At 65.8% G+C, this 15,707-nt stretch carries 15 protein-coding genes; 12 read left to right on the forward strand and 3 right to left on the reverse strand.

Annotation, left to right across the window (positions count from 1 at the left end):
- Positions 1-51: 51 nt before the first annotated feature.
- The 4 genes from ACSQ3P_RS02860 to ACSQ3P_RS02875 all read left to right on the forward strand — a co-directional run bounded on the left by ACSQ3P_RS02860 (position 52) and on the right by ACSQ3P_RS02875 (position 3,423).
- The gene (locus ACSQ3P_RS02860; protein ID WP_436164138.1) at positions 52-762 is read left to right on the forward strand and encodes a methyltransferase family protein; all 711 of its coding nucleotides are present in this window, start codon (positions 52-54) and stop codon (positions 760-762) included.
- Complete coding sequence (locus ACSQ3P_RS02865) at positions 710-2,212, forward strand: alkyl sulfatase dimerization domain-containing protein (protein ID WP_436164139.1); 1,503 nt, start codon at positions 710-712, stop codon at positions 2,210-2,212. The genes ACSQ3P_RS02860 and ACSQ3P_RS02865 overlap by 53 nt, the downstream gene beginning before the upstream one ends.
- Before the next feature lie 160 nt (positions 2,213-2,372).
- Positions 2,373-2,765, forward strand: a complete 393-nt coding sequence (locus ACSQ3P_RS02870; RefSeq protein WP_436164140.1) for a GFA family protein — start codon at positions 2,373-2,375, stop codon at positions 2,763-2,765.
- A gap of 310 nt (positions 2,766-3,075) precedes the next feature.
- Entirely contained in the window at positions 3,076-3,423 is a 348-nt protein-coding gene (locus ACSQ3P_RS02875) for a hypothetical protein (protein WP_436164141.1), read from the forward strand.
- 119 nt (positions 3,424-3,542) lie between these two features.
- On the opposite strand, the gene ACSQ3P_RS02880 is transcribed toward ACSQ3P_RS02875, so the two are convergent.
- Positions 3,543-4,424, reverse strand: a complete 882-nt coding sequence (locus ACSQ3P_RS02880) for an SDR family oxidoreductase (RefSeq protein ID WP_436165144.1) — start codon at positions 4,422-4,424, stop codon at positions 3,543-3,545.
- A 103-nt stretch (positions 4,425-4,527) separates the two neighbouring features.
- Between ACSQ3P_RS02880 and ACSQ3P_RS02885 the strand changes: the two genes are divergently transcribed.
- Positions 4,528-5,358 carry a helix-turn-helix transcriptional regulator gene (locus ACSQ3P_RS02885; RefSeq protein WP_436164142.1) on the forward strand — a complete coding sequence of 277 codons (831 nt, stop codon included), beginning with the start codon at positions 4,528-4,530 and terminating at the stop codon, positions 5,356-5,358.
- Positions 5,359-5,374: 16 nt separating this feature from the next.
- On the opposite strand, the gene ACSQ3P_RS02890 is transcribed toward ACSQ3P_RS02885, so the two are convergent.
- Positions 5,375-6,007 (reverse strand): LysE family translocator, encoded by a 633-nt coding sequence (locus ACSQ3P_RS02890; RefSeq protein WP_436164143.1) that lies wholly within the window; start codon positions 6,005-6,007, stop codon positions 5,375-5,377.
- Positions 6,008-6,194: 187 nt separating this feature from the next.
- Here ACSQ3P_RS02890 and ACSQ3P_RS02895 point away from each other — a divergent pair, with 187 nt between their 5' ends.
- Both ACSQ3P_RS02895 and ACSQ3P_RS02900 read left to right on the forward strand, forming a co-directional pair.
- A complete protein-coding gene (locus ACSQ3P_RS02895) occupies positions 6,195-6,809 on the forward strand; it encodes a cold-shock protein (RefSeq protein ID WP_436164144.1) in 615 nt (204 codons plus the stop codon).
- 205 nt (positions 6,810-7,014) lie between these two features.
- Entirely contained in the window at positions 7,015-7,692 is a 678-nt protein-coding gene (locus ACSQ3P_RS02900; RefSeq protein ID WP_436164145.1) for an HPP family protein, read from the forward strand.
- A gap of 131 nt (positions 7,693-7,823) precedes the next feature.
- Here ACSQ3P_RS02900 and ACSQ3P_RS02905 read toward each other — a convergent pair whose 3' ends face one another.
- Entirely contained in the window at positions 7,824-8,174 is a 351-nt protein-coding gene (locus ACSQ3P_RS02905) for a HesB/IscA family protein (protein WP_092177659.1), read from the reverse strand.
- Between the two features lie 98 nt (positions 8,175-8,272).
- On the opposite strand from ACSQ3P_RS02905, the gene ACSQ3P_RS02910 reads away from it, so the two are divergent.
- From ACSQ3P_RS02910 to nagZ, 5 genes are all read left to right on the forward strand, one after another.
- The gene (locus ACSQ3P_RS02910; protein WP_436164146.1) at positions 8,273-9,502 is read left to right on the forward strand and encodes a deoxyguanosinetriphosphate triphosphohydrolase; all 1,230 of its coding nucleotides are present in this window, start codon (positions 8,273-8,275) and stop codon (positions 9,500-9,502) included.
- Between the two features lie 48 nt (positions 9,503-9,550).
- Complete coding sequence (gene argS, locus ACSQ3P_RS02915) at positions 9,551-11,317, forward strand: arginine--tRNA ligase (protein WP_436164147.1); 1,767 nt, start codon at positions 9,551-9,553, stop codon at positions 11,315-11,317.
- Positions 11,318-11,413: 96 nt separating this feature from the next.
- Entirely contained in the window at positions 11,414-13,081 is a 1,668-nt protein-coding gene (locus ACSQ3P_RS02920) for an SPOR domain-containing protein (protein ID WP_436164148.1), read from the forward strand.
- A 295-nt stretch (positions 13,082-13,376) separates the two neighbouring features.
- Entirely contained in the window at positions 13,377-14,474 is a 1,098-nt protein-coding gene (locus tag ACSQ3P_RS02925; protein WP_436164149.1) for a TRAP transporter substrate-binding protein, read from the forward strand.
- 175 nt (positions 14,475-14,649) lie between these two features.
- Entirely contained in the window at positions 14,650-15,660 is a 1,011-nt protein-coding gene (nagZ, locus tag ACSQ3P_RS02930; RefSeq protein WP_436164150.1) for a beta-N-acetylhexosaminidase, read from the forward strand.
- The last annotated feature ends 47 nt before the right edge of the window (positions 15,661-15,707 follow it).

The following is a 15,707-nucleotide window of genomic DNA, read 5'->3' on the forward strand; positions in this document are numbered from 1 at the left end:
GTCTTGGGCCAAAGCCAGCCTGGAGACAATTTCGCCGAAGGAGTGAGTGATATGGAACAGACCGAAACGCCCCGGGAGCCGAGCGCGATGTCGCGCAGCACGGCCATTGCCTATGCGATCAGCCTCCCGCTTTCGTTGCTTGGATTGATCTTCTGGCCTGCCGGCACGATCGCCTGGCGGCCCGGATGGGTCTTCCTTGCGGTTCTGATTTCGGGCTTCGGGGCTTCGGCCCTCGTGCTCGCCTGGGTCAATCCGATCATCTACCGCGCGCGCAGCCGCTTCCAAGCGGGCACGAAAAGCTGGGACAAGGCGCTGCTTGCGGTCATCCTGCCGGCGATGGCGGCGGTCCTGCCGGTCGCGGCGCTCGATGCCGGGCGGTTCCACTGGTCGGCTCTGCCAGCCTGGGTGGTGCTATTGGGCTATGTCGCCGTGCTGGCGGCCATCGCGGTGACGGGCTGGGCGCAGGCGATGAATCCGTATTTCGAACCGGGCGTCCGGATCCAGTCCGAACGGCATCAGCGCGTGATCGACAACGGTCCCTACCGTTTCGTGCGCCACCCCGGCTATATCGCCGCGCTGTTCCTGTTTTTCGGCATGGCGCTCGCGCTGGGCTCGCTCTGGGCGCTCGTTCCCGCCGCTCTGGCGGCGGCGGTGCTCGTCCTGCGCACGTCATGGGAAGACCAGCTGTTGCGGGCCGAGCTTCCTGGCTATGACGATTATTCCCGCCGAGTGCAGTGGCGATTGGTCCCCGGCCTCTGGTGAAGGTCAGATTTGCTATCGGTCGTCGAGCATGAGGCAGCGTGTCCGGGCCGCCGACCACTGGTCGCTCTCCATCGCTATGCGCGCCATAGCTGACGCGACCTGTCAGCATCCTCCTTGCCCGGGCTTCACTCCCCTGCCGGCAGTGCTAAGCAAGAAGAGCAGCTCGGCTGAGAGGGAATTCGGGATGGCTCACGACGCGTTGTTCGAGCGGCTCTGGAGCGGTGCCGCCCCGATGGAAGAGTGGACGGCGGCGGTGTCCGAGGGAGCGATCACGCAGGTCGCGGAGAACATCATCACCGTCCATACGACGTATTTTTGCGGCAGCGTCACGGCTATCCGCACCGATGCCGGGCTCGTCCTGATCGACACGGCCAAGCCCGATACCGCAGCCCAGACCCTGGCCGTCGTGCGAAGCTGGGACGACAGCCCGGTTCACACCGTGATCTACACCCATGGCCATATCGACCACACCAGCGGCATCACGCTCATCGACGAGGACGCCGATGCGAGGGGTCGCCCCAGGCCACGCATCGTCGCTCACCGGAATGTGCGGCGCCGCATGGAGCGATACGAAGCGTCGCACGGCTTCAACAGCCTGGTTCAGGGCCAGCAGTTCAACAAGCCGGGCTATGTTTACCCGATCGGCCAGCGACAGCCTGACGAGGTCTATGACGACAGCTTGTCGCTCACGATCGGCGGCGAGGAGATCGCGCTCTTCCACGGGCGTGGCGAAACCGACGACGCCAGCTTCGTCTGGTTGCCGAAGCGCCGCGTTCTGGCGAGCGGCGACTTTGTGATCTGGGTGTTCCCGAATGCGGGCAACCCGCGCAAGGTCCAGCGTTATGCGGCGGATTGGGCGGTCGCGTTGCGGCGCATGGAAGAACTCGAGCCGGAGATCCTGATCCCGGGCCATGGGCCGGTGATTTTCGGCAAGGAGCGCGCGGGGCAGGTGCTGCGGGACGGCGCGGAGGCGCTCGAATATCTGACGAGCGAGACGCTCCGATTAATCAATCAGGGCGCCACGCTCGATGAGGTGCTGCACGCGGTCAAGGTTCCGCCCCGCTATCTGGCGAAGCCCTATCTGCTGCCGAAATACGACGATCCCGAATTCCTGGTTCGAGCCAGCTACCATTTCTATGCCGGCTGGTTCGATGGCGATCCGGCGCATCTGAAGCCGGCGCGGACTGCCGATCTGGCGTCGGAGCTGGCGCGGCTTGCGGGCGGCGCGGGCAAGCTTGCCGAGCGGGCCGCTATCCTGTCCGGGGAAGGCCAGACGCGGCTTGCGGCTCAGCTTGCCGAATTCGCCGGGGCGGCGGCTCCGGGGGACGCGCAGATTCAAGCCATCCGCGCGGCTGTTCTCCAGACATGTATCGACGGCGAGACCACGCTGATGGGCAAGGCCTTCTTCGCCGTCTACCAGCGCGATGCGGACGAGAAATCGAAAGCCTGACCGAGCGACGAGCCGTCGGCCTTCTGCCCAAGCGATCATGTTGCTTTATCGTCGCTCATCATCTGCCTCGGTCGCGCGCGCTCCATGTTACGGCTTTCATGGACGCTCGATGGGGTTCGTTGTTAGCCTTCTGACCGCTCGATTTTGAAGGAGACGCAGCATGGACCGGTTCACGGGCGGTTGCCTGTGCGGCAATGTCCGGATTGTGGCGTCGGGGCGCCCATACCGGGTCGGCCTCTGTCACTGCCTCGACTGCCGCAAGCATCATGGGGCCCTTTTCCACGCTTCCGCGGTGTTCCCTCAGGATGCGGTGACGATCAATGGCGAAACGCGCGACTATGCCGGGCGGTTTTTCTGTCCCCGCTGCGGCTCGCCCGTTTTCGCCCGCAGCGCCGACGAAATCGAAGTGAACCTGGGATCGCTGGATGCCCCTGACCAACTGGCGCCGACCTACGAGCTCTGGACCATCCGCCGCGAGTCCTGGTTGCCGCCGTTTCCGCTCAAGAGACGATATGAGCGTGATCGTGACGCCACGAGCCGCTTCGAAGAGTAGGTCGCACGAACGGTGCGAGGGCGCCGTGCCGACATTCCACTCCGCCGGCCGAGGACGATAGCCAGGGAGCCGGCGACCGCCCATGGGCGCATCGTTTGCCCTGAAGAAAGCACCGGGCTGTGGTGCGGGCGATCGTCTCGGCGCGGCCGGTAATCATGGCGGACCTGGCCATCTACGGCCCTTCGACTTTTCGCCAGGGCCAGGGCGGTGGCTCGGAATGACGGCGTGGTTCCGGGGGGCCAACGTCCAGCGCCTTTCCCCGGCGTCATGATTGCAGCTTTGGGGGCAGCGCAATTTTGGATGTCCCCCGATGACACAGAACGCCCCGAAAGCGAACGCAGATGCCGCTCAGGCATCCTCCCGTCCGGTCTTGAAACGGCTCGCGAATGCCTTGGCCGGCGGAGCTTGTGCCTTCGCGCTGGCGGCCCCGCTGCTCAGCGAAGAGGTCATGGCTCAGGGCTGGCAGCTCAGCTCGCAATATTATTCAGGGGGCTCGACCTGGACGCTTCGTAAGCTTCGTCCCGGCAATGGCAGCATCACCGAGCTCAAGGAGCCGGCGCCCGCGAACAACTGCCCGGTCCCGGCCTTCGAGGTGGTGAACCCTGGGCGCGGAGAGCTGCGCTGCGTCGGCTATGTCGCTCCGTCCTGGCTGCGCTAGAGCATTGATCCTGCCCTCACTCTTAGATGAGAGATGGATTCAGGTTTCAGGTGGATCACTTTGTAATTCCATCTGAAATCATCCGGCTCTAGGGGCTGGCGGCCCAGGCACCGCATACCTCATCGAACGGCATAGTAGCCGGACTGATCGATATCGCTGAGCAGGTCCGGGCCGGTCGGCTCCCAACCTAGCAGCGACCGCGTGCGCTCGCTCGACGCTGCCATATCCGCGCCTGCGAAGTCGGCGAACCAGCCGAAATGCTCGCGGCCACGCGATTCTACGGGCAGGCCGAGCCGGCGACCAATCACCTCGGCGATATCCTTGAAGGGCGTGCCTTCGTCGGCGACCGCGTGATAGGCGGGCTCGGTGGCGCCCTGTTCGAGTGCGAGCCGGTAGAGGCGCCCAGCGTCCAGCCGGTGCACGCCGGCCCAGCGGTTCAGTCCCTCGCCGATATAGGCCGACACGCCTTTCTCGCGCGCCATCGCAATCAGGATCGGGATGAAACCGTGGTCGCCAAGGCCGTGGACCGACGGCGCGAGCCGGATCGTTGCCGCGCGCACGGCGCGCTCCGTCAGCGCTCGCGCTGCCGCCTCGGATCGACGTGGGAAGGATGAATCGCAGGAGGGCACGTCCAGCTCGGTCGCGAGCCGGCCCGGAGCGAGGCGCGCGAAGCCCGAAGTGACGAGCAACGGGCGGCTGGATCCCTCCAGCGCGCTTCCCAGCGTTTCGATGGCGTGCCGATCCTGCTGGGCGTTCTCGGTGAATCTGGAGAAATCGTGATTGAACGCGGTGTGGATCACCGCGTCCGCTTCCGAGGCTGCGCTGCGCAACGCGTCGAGATCATCGAGCGTGCCGCGCAACACATCGGCCCCAGCGGCTGCGAGCGCGGCAGCCTTTTCGTCGGAGCGGGCCAGCCCCGTCACTTTATAGCCGGCCCCGACCAGTTCCTGGACCACCGCCGAGCCGACCCAGCCGGTGGCTCCCGTCACGAATACACGCATGCGCTCAGCCTCCAGAATTTCACTTTGGTCATTGTGGGCAGGCTGAGTATTCCGGTAAAGTAGTGAGCTTATCCCGGTATAATTGCTAACAGGGTGGGCCGCGATGTCCGACGGCAATTCGCTCGGTGTCTATCTCAGGAGCCGACGCACGAAGCTCGATCCTGCGTCCTTCGGTCTCTCCGGCGGCCGGCGGCGAACCGCCGGGCTGCGCCGCGAGGAGGTGGCGCAGCGCGCCAATATCAGCGCGACCTGGTACACTTGGCTGGAGCAGGGGCGCGGCGGAAGTCCCTCGGCGGATGTGCTCGAGCGGATCGCGCGGGCGCTGACGCTGACAGATGTCGAGCGCGAGCATTTGTTTCTTGTCGGCCTCGGTCGTCCGCCCGAAGTCCGTTATCGCGGCGGCGACGCGATCACGCCGCGATTACAGCGCCTGCTCGACGTGCTGACCTACAGCCCCGCGATCGTCAGGACGGCGACCTGGGACGTCGTTGCCTGGAACCGCGCAGCCGCGGCCGTACTGACCGACTATGGCGCGCTCCCGCCCGATCAACGCAACGTCCTGCGCCTGATCTTCTGTGATCCCCGCGTCCGCGCCGCGCAGTCGGAATGGGAATCCGTAGCCCGCTTCGTCGTGGCTACTTTCCGGGTTGATGCCGCACGCGCGGGCGCCGATGCGGAGGTTGCGAAGCTGGTCGACGAGTTGAGCCAGGCGAGTCCGGAATTCGCATCGATGTGGCGCGACAACAATGTCCAGACGCATGGCGACGGCGTGAAGCGCCTGCGTCATCCCCGGCTGGGACCGATCACCTTGGAGTACTCTGCCTTTGCGGTGGATGCCCGGCCGGATCTGAGCCTGATCGTCTACAATCCGGCCACACCGGCCGACAGGAAGCTCATCGAGTCCCTGGTCGAAGAACTGCCAGTAGCGCTCTAGGTGGCGTGCCGGGACTTCACTCGCGCGCCGAGACTGCCAGCCTGATCGCCAACGCGCCGAAGACCGCGCCCATCAGCTTCTGCGGCAGGCGCGCGAGATGCGGGCGGCTGGCGATGGCGTGGCCGAGCCGGCTTGCGGTCAAAATCACGATGCCATTGGTGATCAGCCCTATCAGGTTGAGGATCGTCGCCAGCACCATGACCTGAAGCGCGACCGAGCCGGCTTCCGGCTTCAGGAACTGCGGCAGCAAGGCGAGCATGAACAGCGCCATCTTGGGGTTGAGCAGGTTGGTCAGCAGGCCCTGCATGAAGATGCGACGCATCGAGACGGGGCTTGCCGTGGCGTCCGGCGCGAAGAGCGGCGTTTTCGAACGCAGCGTCGTCCAGGCGAGCCAGGCGAGATAGGCCGCGCCGACCCAGCGCAGGATGTCGTAGGCGGCCGGAACCAGGATGAAGAGCTGCGACAGTCCGAATGCGGCGGCGAAGGCCTGCAGATAGCTGCCCGCCGCGATGCCGGTATAGGTCAGGAAACCGGCGACGCGGCCCTGGCTCAGGCTGCGCGAAGCGATCAGCAGCATGTCGGGGCCTGGCGTCGCGGTCAGCACCGCGCAAGCTGCCGTAAAGAGAACCAGGGTCTGCAGGTCTTGCATCGGTCTCTCCGGAATCAAATGGCGGCGCGCGTGATCATGACGACTGAGCTTTGGGCGGCCAAGCTGCTAACAATTGAATATTTCCCTCTCGTTGATGTGGATGAAGCTCTGCGGGCTGTATCGCGCCTTGGCAGCAATGGTATCGTGACACCACGAATCAAGCCATTCGCGCGGGGGTGAGCGGCACATGTCCGACGAGTACGGTGAGAGCGGGCGTCCACCAGTAGGACCGATCCAGTCGCTCAATCGCGTGATGCGGCTCGACGGGTCCGATGGGCTGTCTCATGAGGCCGGCGTCGAGCTCGCCGGCTATGTCAAATGGTTCGACGTCAGCAAGGGCTATGGCTTCGTCGTCCCGGAGGATGGCGGCGCCGACGTGCTCGTCCATGTCACCATCCTGAAGCGCGACGGCTTCAATGCCATTGCCGAGGGCGCGCGCATCGTGCTTGAGGCGATCGAGAAGACACGCGGCCGGCAGGCGGTGCGGGTTCTGTCGATCGACACCAGCGCCGGGCGTCATCCCGCCGAATTGCCGATGGCGCGCACCAATGTCTCGGTCACGCCGACCAGCGGCCTCGAGCGCATGGTGGTGAAGTGGTTCAACCGTCTGCGCGGCTTCGGCTTCGTCTCGGCGGGCGAGGGCGCGCCGGACATTTTTGTCCATATGGAAACGCTGCGGCGCTACGGCCTGGTCGAGCTGATTCCGGGCCAGGCCGTGCTGGTGCGCTACGGTCCCGGGCCGAAGGGCCTGATGGCTGCCGAGATCCGGCTGGAGCAGGGCGGCGTGATCAGTTCGCATTGACGCCGCGAACATGGGTTCCGTGACGAAAGGGCGCCTATGGCGCCCTTTTTGTTGAGTTCCAGAGGTTGGCGGCGGCCGGGCCCTACTCCCTCATGGCTTTGAGGTAATTCACATGTCGATTTGTGAATTAATCTGATTTGCCGTTGAATTGTGCATAATGCTCATTGTAGAAGCAGGCCTCCTCAATGAGTGCTGGCGCCGGCCTGTGAAGCTGTTCGATCCCATTCTTGCCGGCGCGACGATCTCGGAACGCTCGATTGCCTGTACGGGCGCATTCATCGCGGTGGCGCTGACGGCCGCGACGGGCTTTGCCTTTCCGGTTCACTCGCCATTGGTGGTCGCGCCGATCGGCGCGTCGGCGGTGCTGATCTTCGCGGTTCCGGCAAGCCCTCTGGCGCAGCCCTGGCCGGTCGTCGGCGGAAACGTCATCTCGGCTTTCGTTGGTCTTGGTGTCGCCTGGGCTATTGCCGACGTCACCATCGCAGCCGCATGCGCCGTTGCGCTGGCGATCGCGGTCATGTCGGTGACGCGCTCACTCCATCCGCCCGGCGGCGCGGTTGCATTGACCGCTGCGCTCGGCGGCCCCGTCGCCGTGAAATGGGGCGTGCTGTTTCCGCTGGTGCCGATCGGGGTGAATTCGCTGTGCCTGGTTATGCTGGGAATGGCGTTCCACGCGCTGTCCCGTCGATCCTACCCGCATCGCGCTGCGGCAGCCAAAGCCGCTGCTCTCTCCGCGGGGGCGGCGGCTGCCTTCAATCCAGAGGATATCGACGAGGCGCTGACGCAAATGGGAGAATCGTTCGACATTGCGCGCAACGATCTCGACCGGCTGCTGCAATATGCCGAAGCCAATGCGGCGCGGCGGCAGGCGAGCAATTCCTGAGCGCAGCCGCTGGTGCGGCTTCGTTCCGCGTCGATGGTGGCTATCGGCTCCGGGTTCTTCGCGGAGTTTATCCTTTGGATCGACCTTAGGCGGACCCGAGGGCGAAGCCCCGGAATGACGAGGGTATTCCCTCAGACCGCAAACGACGTCCCGCAGCCGCAGGAACTGGTCGCGTTCGGGTTGGTGATGCGGAACGACTGACCCACCAGATCGTCGACGAAATCGATCGTGCAGCCTTCGAGCAGATCGAGCGAGGTCTCGTCGATCAGCACGGTTGCGCCATCGCGCTCGATCACGAGGTCGCCCGGCGCTTTTTCCCGGTCGACGTCGAAGATGTACTGGAAGCCGGAACAGCCGCCGCCGGCGACGCTGACGCGCAGCATCGAGCCGGGCGGCTCCTTTTCCATCACGGAGAGAATGCGGCTCGCGGCCTTGCCGGTGACGGCGACGCCGCGCGGATTGACCTCGATATCGGTCGACATGGCGAGCTCCTTGGGCAGATGCTCCTTGCACCCGGGTTGCCCACAAAGGTAATTGCCGACACGCGCCTCTACAAGCAGGGGGCGATGACGGATCCGCCATGCCGCATCAACAGAGCTTTGAACCGGAACCCGGCGACCGCTGGCGGGCGATTTATGCCTGCCGATCGAGCCTGAGTCGCGGTCGTCTGGTCGATGAACCGAGCTCGCCGACGCGCAGCCAGTTCCAGCGCGACCGCGACCGCATCATCCATTCCACGGCCTTCCGGCGCTTGAAGCACAAGACGCAAGTCTTTGTTTCACATGAGGGAGACCATTATCGCACGCGGCTGACGCATACGATCGAGGTGGCGCAGATCGCGCGGGCGCTCGCCCGGGCGCTGGGGCTCGATGAGGATCTCGCCGAGGCGCTGGCGCTGGCGCATGACCTCGGCCACACGCCCTTCGGCCATACCGGCGAGGATGCGCTCGACGAATGCATGAAGGACTTCGGCGGCTTCGACCACAACGCGCAGACGCTGCGAATCGTGACGCGATTGGAGCATCGCTATGCTGGCTTCGATGGGCTGAACCTGAGCTGGGAGACGCTGGAGGGGCTGGTCAAGCATAATGGCCCGCTGCTCGATGGCGATGGCCAGCCGACCGCGCGCTACGCGGATACCGGCATTCCCGCCGCGATCCTCGAATACCAGGCGCAGCAGGATCTCTGGCTCGACAGCCATGCCTCGGCGGAGGCGCAGGCTGCCGCGCTCGCCGACGATATCGCCTACAATGCCCATGATCTCGACGATGGCCTGCGCGCGGGGCTGTTCGAGCTTACGGATCTGCGCAAGCTGCCGTTCCTGGCGGAATTGCTTGACGAGATCGACCGGTTGCATCCCGGCCTCGCCAAGCCGCGCGCCACCAACGAGCTCGTCCGGCGCGTCATCACCCGCTTCGTCGAGGATGTGATCGGGGAGTCGCAGGCCCGGATCGCGGCGCTGCAGCCGCAGGACGCCGATGCGGTTCGCCGGGCGGTCGCGCCTGTCATCGCCTTCTCCGGGGCGATCACGACGGCCGACAGCGAGATCAAGGCCTTCCTCTACCCCAATATGTATCGCCATCCGCGCATCGCCGAGATCCGGCGCAGGGCGGCCGACGTGGTGCGTGACCTGTTCTCGCGCTTCCTGGCCGAGCCCGGCGCCATGCCGGCGGAGTGGGGCGAGGGCTGCGAGGCGCTCGATCCGCAGCGTCAGGCGCGGCGAATTTCGGACTATATCGCCGGCATGACCGACTGGTACGCGCTCGACGAACACCGCCGCCTGTTTGACGCCACCCCCTCGCTGCGATAGGGCCGGGCGCTTCCCTGCAAGCACGAACCACCGCCAAGAATGACCGCGATGAACCTGTTCGAGACCTACTCCGCCCGCGTCAACGCCGCGCTGGCGCGCTTGTCCGAGCGTGGTGCGCTTCCCGCCGGGCTCAATCTCGGCCGGGTCGTGGTCGAGCCGACCAGGGATGCAGCCCATGGCGACCTCGCGACCAATGCCGCGATGGTGCTGGCCAAGGAGGCGGGCACCAATCCGCGCGCGCTGGCACAGCTGATCTGCGAGGAGCTCGCCAGCGATGCGACGATCGTCAAGACCGAGATCGCGGGGCCGGGCTTCATCAACCTGACGCTGCAGCCGGAGATCTTCACCGCGATTCTGAAGAGCGCGGTCGAGGCCGGGCTTGATTACGGCCGGGGCGCATTCAAGCCCGAGCCGAAGATCAATGTCGAATATGTCTCGGCCAATCCGACCGGGCCGATGCATGTCGGCCATGGCCGCGGCGCGGTCTTCGGCGATTCGCTCGCCAATGTGCTGGCTTTCGCCGGTCACAACGTGGCGCGGGAATATTACATCAACGATGCCGGCGCGCAGGTCGATGTGCTCGCCCGCTCCGCTTTCCTGCGCTATCGCGAGGCGCTGGGCGAGACGATCGGCGAGATCCCCGAGGGCTTGTATCCCGGCGACTATCTCGTTTCCGTCGGGCAGACGCTGGCCAAAGCGCATGGCGACGCCTTGCTGACGAAGCCCGAATCCGAGTGGCTGCCGCTCGTTCGTGCGGTCGCGATCGACGGCATGATGGCGATGATCCGCGACGATCTCGCGGCGCTCGGCGTCGTCCACGACGTCTTCTTCTCTGAGCGCTCGCTGCAGACGATCGACGGCAATCTCGACGCGGTGGCCGAGACGATCGCGGATCTGCGCGCCCGCGACCTGATCTATGAGGGCCGTCTGCCGCCGCCCAAGGGCCAGAAGGACGAGGATTGGGAGGATCGCGAGCAGACGCTGTTCCGTGCCACCCAGTTTGGCGACGATGTCGACCGGCCGATTTTGAAGTCGGATGGCAGCTACACCTATTTCGCCAACGATATCGCCTATCACCGCTCCAAGTTCACGCGCGGCTTCACCGAGATGATCGACGTCTGGGGCGCCGACCATGGCGGCTACGTCAAGCGCATGCAGGCGGCCGTGAAGGCGGTGACCGGCGGGGCAGGGGCGCTCGACGTCAAGCTCTGCCAGCTCGTCCGGCTGCTGCGCAATGGCGAACAGGTGCGCATGTCGAAGCGCTCGGGCGATTTCGTTACGCTGCGCGAGGTGATCGACGAGGTCGGCCGCGACGCGGTGCGCTTCATGATGATCTTCCGCAAGAACGACGCGACGCTCGACTTCGATCTCGCCAAGGTCGTCGAGCAGTCGAAGGACAACCCCGTCTTCTATGTCCAGTACGCGCATGCGCGCTGTGCTTCGATCTTCCGGCAGGCGCGCGAGGCCTTTCCCGATCTCGATCTGTCTTCCGCCAAGCTGGCTCAAGCGGATCTCGCTATGCTCACCGACGAGGCCGAGATCGGCATCGTCAAGATGATCGCGGCCTATCCCAGGATGATCGAGGGTGCAGCCTTGGCGCATGAGCCGCATCGGGTGGCCTTTTTCGTGCATGAGCTGGCGAGCGCATTCCACTCGCTTTGGAACAAGGGCAAAGACTCGCCGCAATTACGGTTCGTTAATCAAACTGATCGAAAGTCGACGGAAGCGAGATTGGCGTTCGTGCATGCGGTGCGCAGCGTTCTTGCTTCCGGTCTGGCAGTCGCGGGTGTAGCGGCGCCGGAAGAGATGCGCTGACGGAACCTTCCGGCAGCGCGCACAAGGTCAATTTGACCGCGCGTGAGGTTCGGCGTTCCATTCGTCGCCTCGGCCCGCGCTGGAATGGATCATGCCATGAGTGAGCCAGCTAGAAACCGTTTCGCCCTCGACCTCGAAGATCTCGAGCGTCAGCTTCGCGGTGCGGCCCAGGCGCCCAAGCCCGGCCAAACCACGGATCCGCTCGCGGAACTGACGCGCATCGTTGGGCAGGACGATCCGCTGAAGGATATCTTCGCCCATCGCGGCCAGCCGGCACCTGTGCCGCAGCCGGTACAGTCCTGGCAACAGCCGGCTCAGTCCTGGCAGCCGCCGCGGCAGGAGCCCTCCTTCGTGCCCGCTCCGGTTCCGCCGAAGCCCGAGAGCTCTGCTCCTCCGGCCGAGCTGCGTGGCGCGCTCGACGAGTTCGAGGCGCTGCTGCGGCGCACCGACGTCGCTCGACCGGCGACGACCCCGGGGCCTGCGCCCGTTGCTGACGAGCATTATGACGAGCCCGAGGAGCAGGGCTTCCACCTGCCGGAGCCGCAGAGCTATCAGCGGCCCGCTTCGGTGCAGGGCGTGGCTGATGCGCCGCGCGACCTCGATCAGGAGGCCGGCGGTTATTCCTATGCTTATGAGCAGTCCGGCGGCTACAGCCAGCCAGCCATGTCCGAGCCGTCCGAGCGGCCGATGATGGCGGAGGATGATGCGCCCGATCTCGAGCCGCGCCGTTCGCGCAAGGGCTTATGGATGGTGGCCACGGTCGCCGTCATCGGCATCGTCGGCGTCGCAGGCGCGTCGTTCTTCCGTTCGTCGGGCCCGGTCAGCAAGGACGGACTGCCGCTGGTGATCAACGCCGATCGCGGCCCGACCAAGGTCGAGCCCACCAATCCCGGCGGCGCCGAGATTCCCAACCAGAACAAGCAGATCTACGAAAAAGTTGGACAGGCTCCCTCGACCCAGACCCAGGTGGTCAGCCGCGAGGAGCAGCCGGTCGATGTCCAGCAGGCGGCGCGGGCCATGCCGGCGCGTGTTGTCCTGCCCGGCCCGGGTTCCTCCGTGGTCACCGGCGGCACCGACACCTCCGGCACGACCAACCCGCTGGCGAACGCTCCCGCCGTGCCCGAGCGCAGCGCGACGCCGGCGGAGCCCGCCCTGACGCCGGGGCCTGCCGTTCCGGGTTTGGGCGAGCCGCGCCGCGTGCGCACCGTCGCGATCCGGCCCGATGGCACGCCCGCGCCGCCTCCCGGCGCGAACGGCAACGGCAATATCAACGCCGTATCACCGTCGGTCACGGGATCGGCTCCCGCCAAGCTCACCGCGCCCGCAGCGGCCAATCCGAGCGCGACGGCGGCCAATAACCAGCCGCGCCCGCGCCCGGCCACGACGCCCGAGGCCGCGAAAGTGCAGGAACGCGTCGCGACGCCTGCACCCGCGACCACGCCGCCGCTGCGCGTCGCCAGCGCAGCTCCAGCTGCGACGAATGCCGCTCCGGCCACCGCCGCGATCCGCGCCGGCACCGGCGATTTCGCGGTGCAGCTCGGCGCGCCCGGCAGCGAGGCGGAAGCGCGCGCCACCTTCTCGGCGCTGCAGCGCAAGTATCCGGATCAGTTGGGCGGCCAGGCGCCGATCGTGCGCAAGACCGAACTCGCCGGCGGCAAGACCGTCTACCGCCTGCGCGTCGGCCCCTATTCGCGCGACGACGCCACGGCCATGTGCACGCAGCTGCAGACGGCCGGCGGCCAGTGCTTCATCGCCAAGAACTGAGCGAATAAGAACTAGACGAGCAAGAACTGAGCGAACAAGAACTGAGCGGGCTTCAGCCGTCACATAACGCCTGACCCAATAAAAAGCCGCCGGCAGCGCCCAATCGCTGCCGGCGGCTTTTCCGTTCGGCCTACGGCGCATGACGCTACCGCATGGTTGGGGTTCAAGCGCGGGCCCAGTGCGGGTAGCGTCTCTGCCCAGCTTGCGCATGTTCTGGCTAGAGCAAGTCCTTGGTCAGGGTGAGGGCAGGGCGCGAGACCAGAATTCCACGCGACACAAGAAACCGAGGAAACCCATGGATCGTCGTACATTCGTCAAGGCCGCAGGCACGGGCGCTGCAGTCGGTGGCACAGCCATCGCTGCTCCCGCTATCGCCCAGTCGCAGCCCAAGGTCAGCTGGCGCCTGACCTCGAGCTATCCCAAGAGCCTGGACACGCTCTATGGCCTCAGCACGCAGGTCGCCAAGCGCGTCGGCGAGCTCACCGACAACCAGTTCCAGATCCAGGTTTTTGCGCCCGGCGAGATCGTGCCCGGCCTGCAGGCGTTGGACGCCGTCCAGAACGGCACGGTCGAGTGCAGCCATACGCTGTCGAGCTTCTATATCGGCAAGGACCCGGCCTTCGCTTTCGAGACCTCCTTGCCCTTCGGCTTCAATACGCGTCAGCAGAACGCCTGGCTCTACCAGGGCGGCGGGCTCGAACTGTGCCGCGCCTTCATGAAGGGCTACAACTGCTACACGATCCCCTCCGGCAACACCGGTGCCCAGATGGGCGGCTGGTTCCGCAAGGAGATCAAGACGCTCGAAGACTTGAAGGGGCTGAAGTTCCGCATCGCGGGCCTCGGCGGGCGCATCATGGCGCGGCTCGGCGTCGTGCCGCAGCAGATCGCCGGCGGCGACATCTATCCGGCTCTGGAGCGCGGTACGCTCGACGCTGTCGAGTTTTCCGGCCCGCTCGACGACGAAAAGCTCGGTTTCCAGCGCGTCGCGAAATATTACTACTATCCGGGGTTCTGGGAGGGCTGCGCCAACGTCAGCTTCATCGCCAATCTCGACAAGTGGAACGATCTGCCGCCGGCCTACAAGGCCGCGCTCGAAGCGGCCTGCTCGGAGGCCAATGCCTTGTGCGTCGCCAAATACGACCACGGCAATCCCGACGCCCTGTTGCGGCTGGCAGCCGCTGGCGCCGAATTGCGCCCCTTCCCGCAGGAGGTGATGCAGGCGGCGTTCAAGGAGGCCTTCGCGCTTTATGGCGAGCTCGCCGCGAGCAACCCGGCCTTCAAGACCTTCTATGATTCGTTCCTGCCCTACTGGAAGAAGGAGCAGCTCTGGTTCCGCATCGCCGAGCTGCCTTTCGACGCCTTCAACGCCCAGATGTCTGCGCAGATGCGCTGAGGCGCGGAGGTTATCCCATCCTCCACCGTCATCCTGGCCGAAGCGAAGCGGAGCGCCGGGATCCATCGTAGAGCGCGTCGTCCTATGATGGATCCCGGATCTGCGCCGCTGCGCGACTTGTCCAGGATGACGGCGGAGGGTTGACCGTCGGCCTGCCCCTTTCTAGGCCTCACACATGACCTCACGCGCCTTCATCGCCGGCTGCCTCGGCACGAGCCTGACCCAAGACGAGCGCGCCTTCTTCAGGGAGGCGCGGCCCTGGGGCTTCATCCTGTTCAAGCGCAACACACAATCGCCCGAGCAGGTCGCGGCCCTGACGGCGCAGATGCGCGAGACCGTCGGCTGGCATGCGCCGATCCTGATCGACCAGGAGGGGGGCCGGGTCCAGCGCATGGGACCTCCGCATTGGCCGGCCTACCCGCCGGCACGGGCGTTCCTCGGCATCAATGACCCGGTGCAACAGCGTGAAATCGTGCGGCTTTCGGCCCGGCTGATGGCGCGTGACCTGAAATCCGTCGGCATCGATGTCGATTGCCTGCCGGTGCTCGACGTGCCCGTCGCCGGCAGCCACGACGTCATCGGCAATCGCGCCTATGCGCATGAGCCCGACATGATCGCGCGGCTCGGCCGGGCGGCGGCCGAGGGACTGATTGCGGGCGGCGTGCTGCCGGTGATCAAGCACATGCCTGGCCATGGCCGCGCCAAGGCCGACAGCCATCACGACCTGCCGGTGGTCGAGGCCTCGCTGGTGGACTTGCGGACGAGCGATTTCCGCCCGTTCCGGCATCTCGCCGACATGCCGATGGCGATGACGGCGCATGTCGTCTTCACCGCGCTGGACCCGAAGCATCCGGCGACGGTGTCGAAGACGATCGTCCGCGAGATCATGCGCGGCGAACTCGGCTTCGACGGTTTGATCATGACCGACGATATTTCGATGAAGGCGCTCGCGGGCGGCTTCGCGCAGAAGGCCAGGGCGGCGATCCGCGCCGGCGTCGATGTCGTGCTGCATTGCCACGGCATCATGGAGGAGATGGTGGCGATCGCCGGCGCCGTGCCGGAGATGAAAGGCGGGCGCGGCCGCCGCGCCGCCATGGCGCTCTCCCGCATCCGGCACGAGCCCGAGCCTCTGGATGTGGATGAAGCGAGGGCGCAGCTTGCAAGCGCGCTTGCCTTGAGCGCCTGAACAGCCGAACCTATCGGTCGGGGTCGACGATCGGGGCAGGCCGAAAT

The sequence above is a fragment of the Allobosea sp. LjRoot9 genome (genome assembly GCF_964252745.1).
Lineage (GTDB): Bacteria > Pseudomonadota > Alphaproteobacteria > Rhizobiales > Beijerinckiaceae > Allobosea.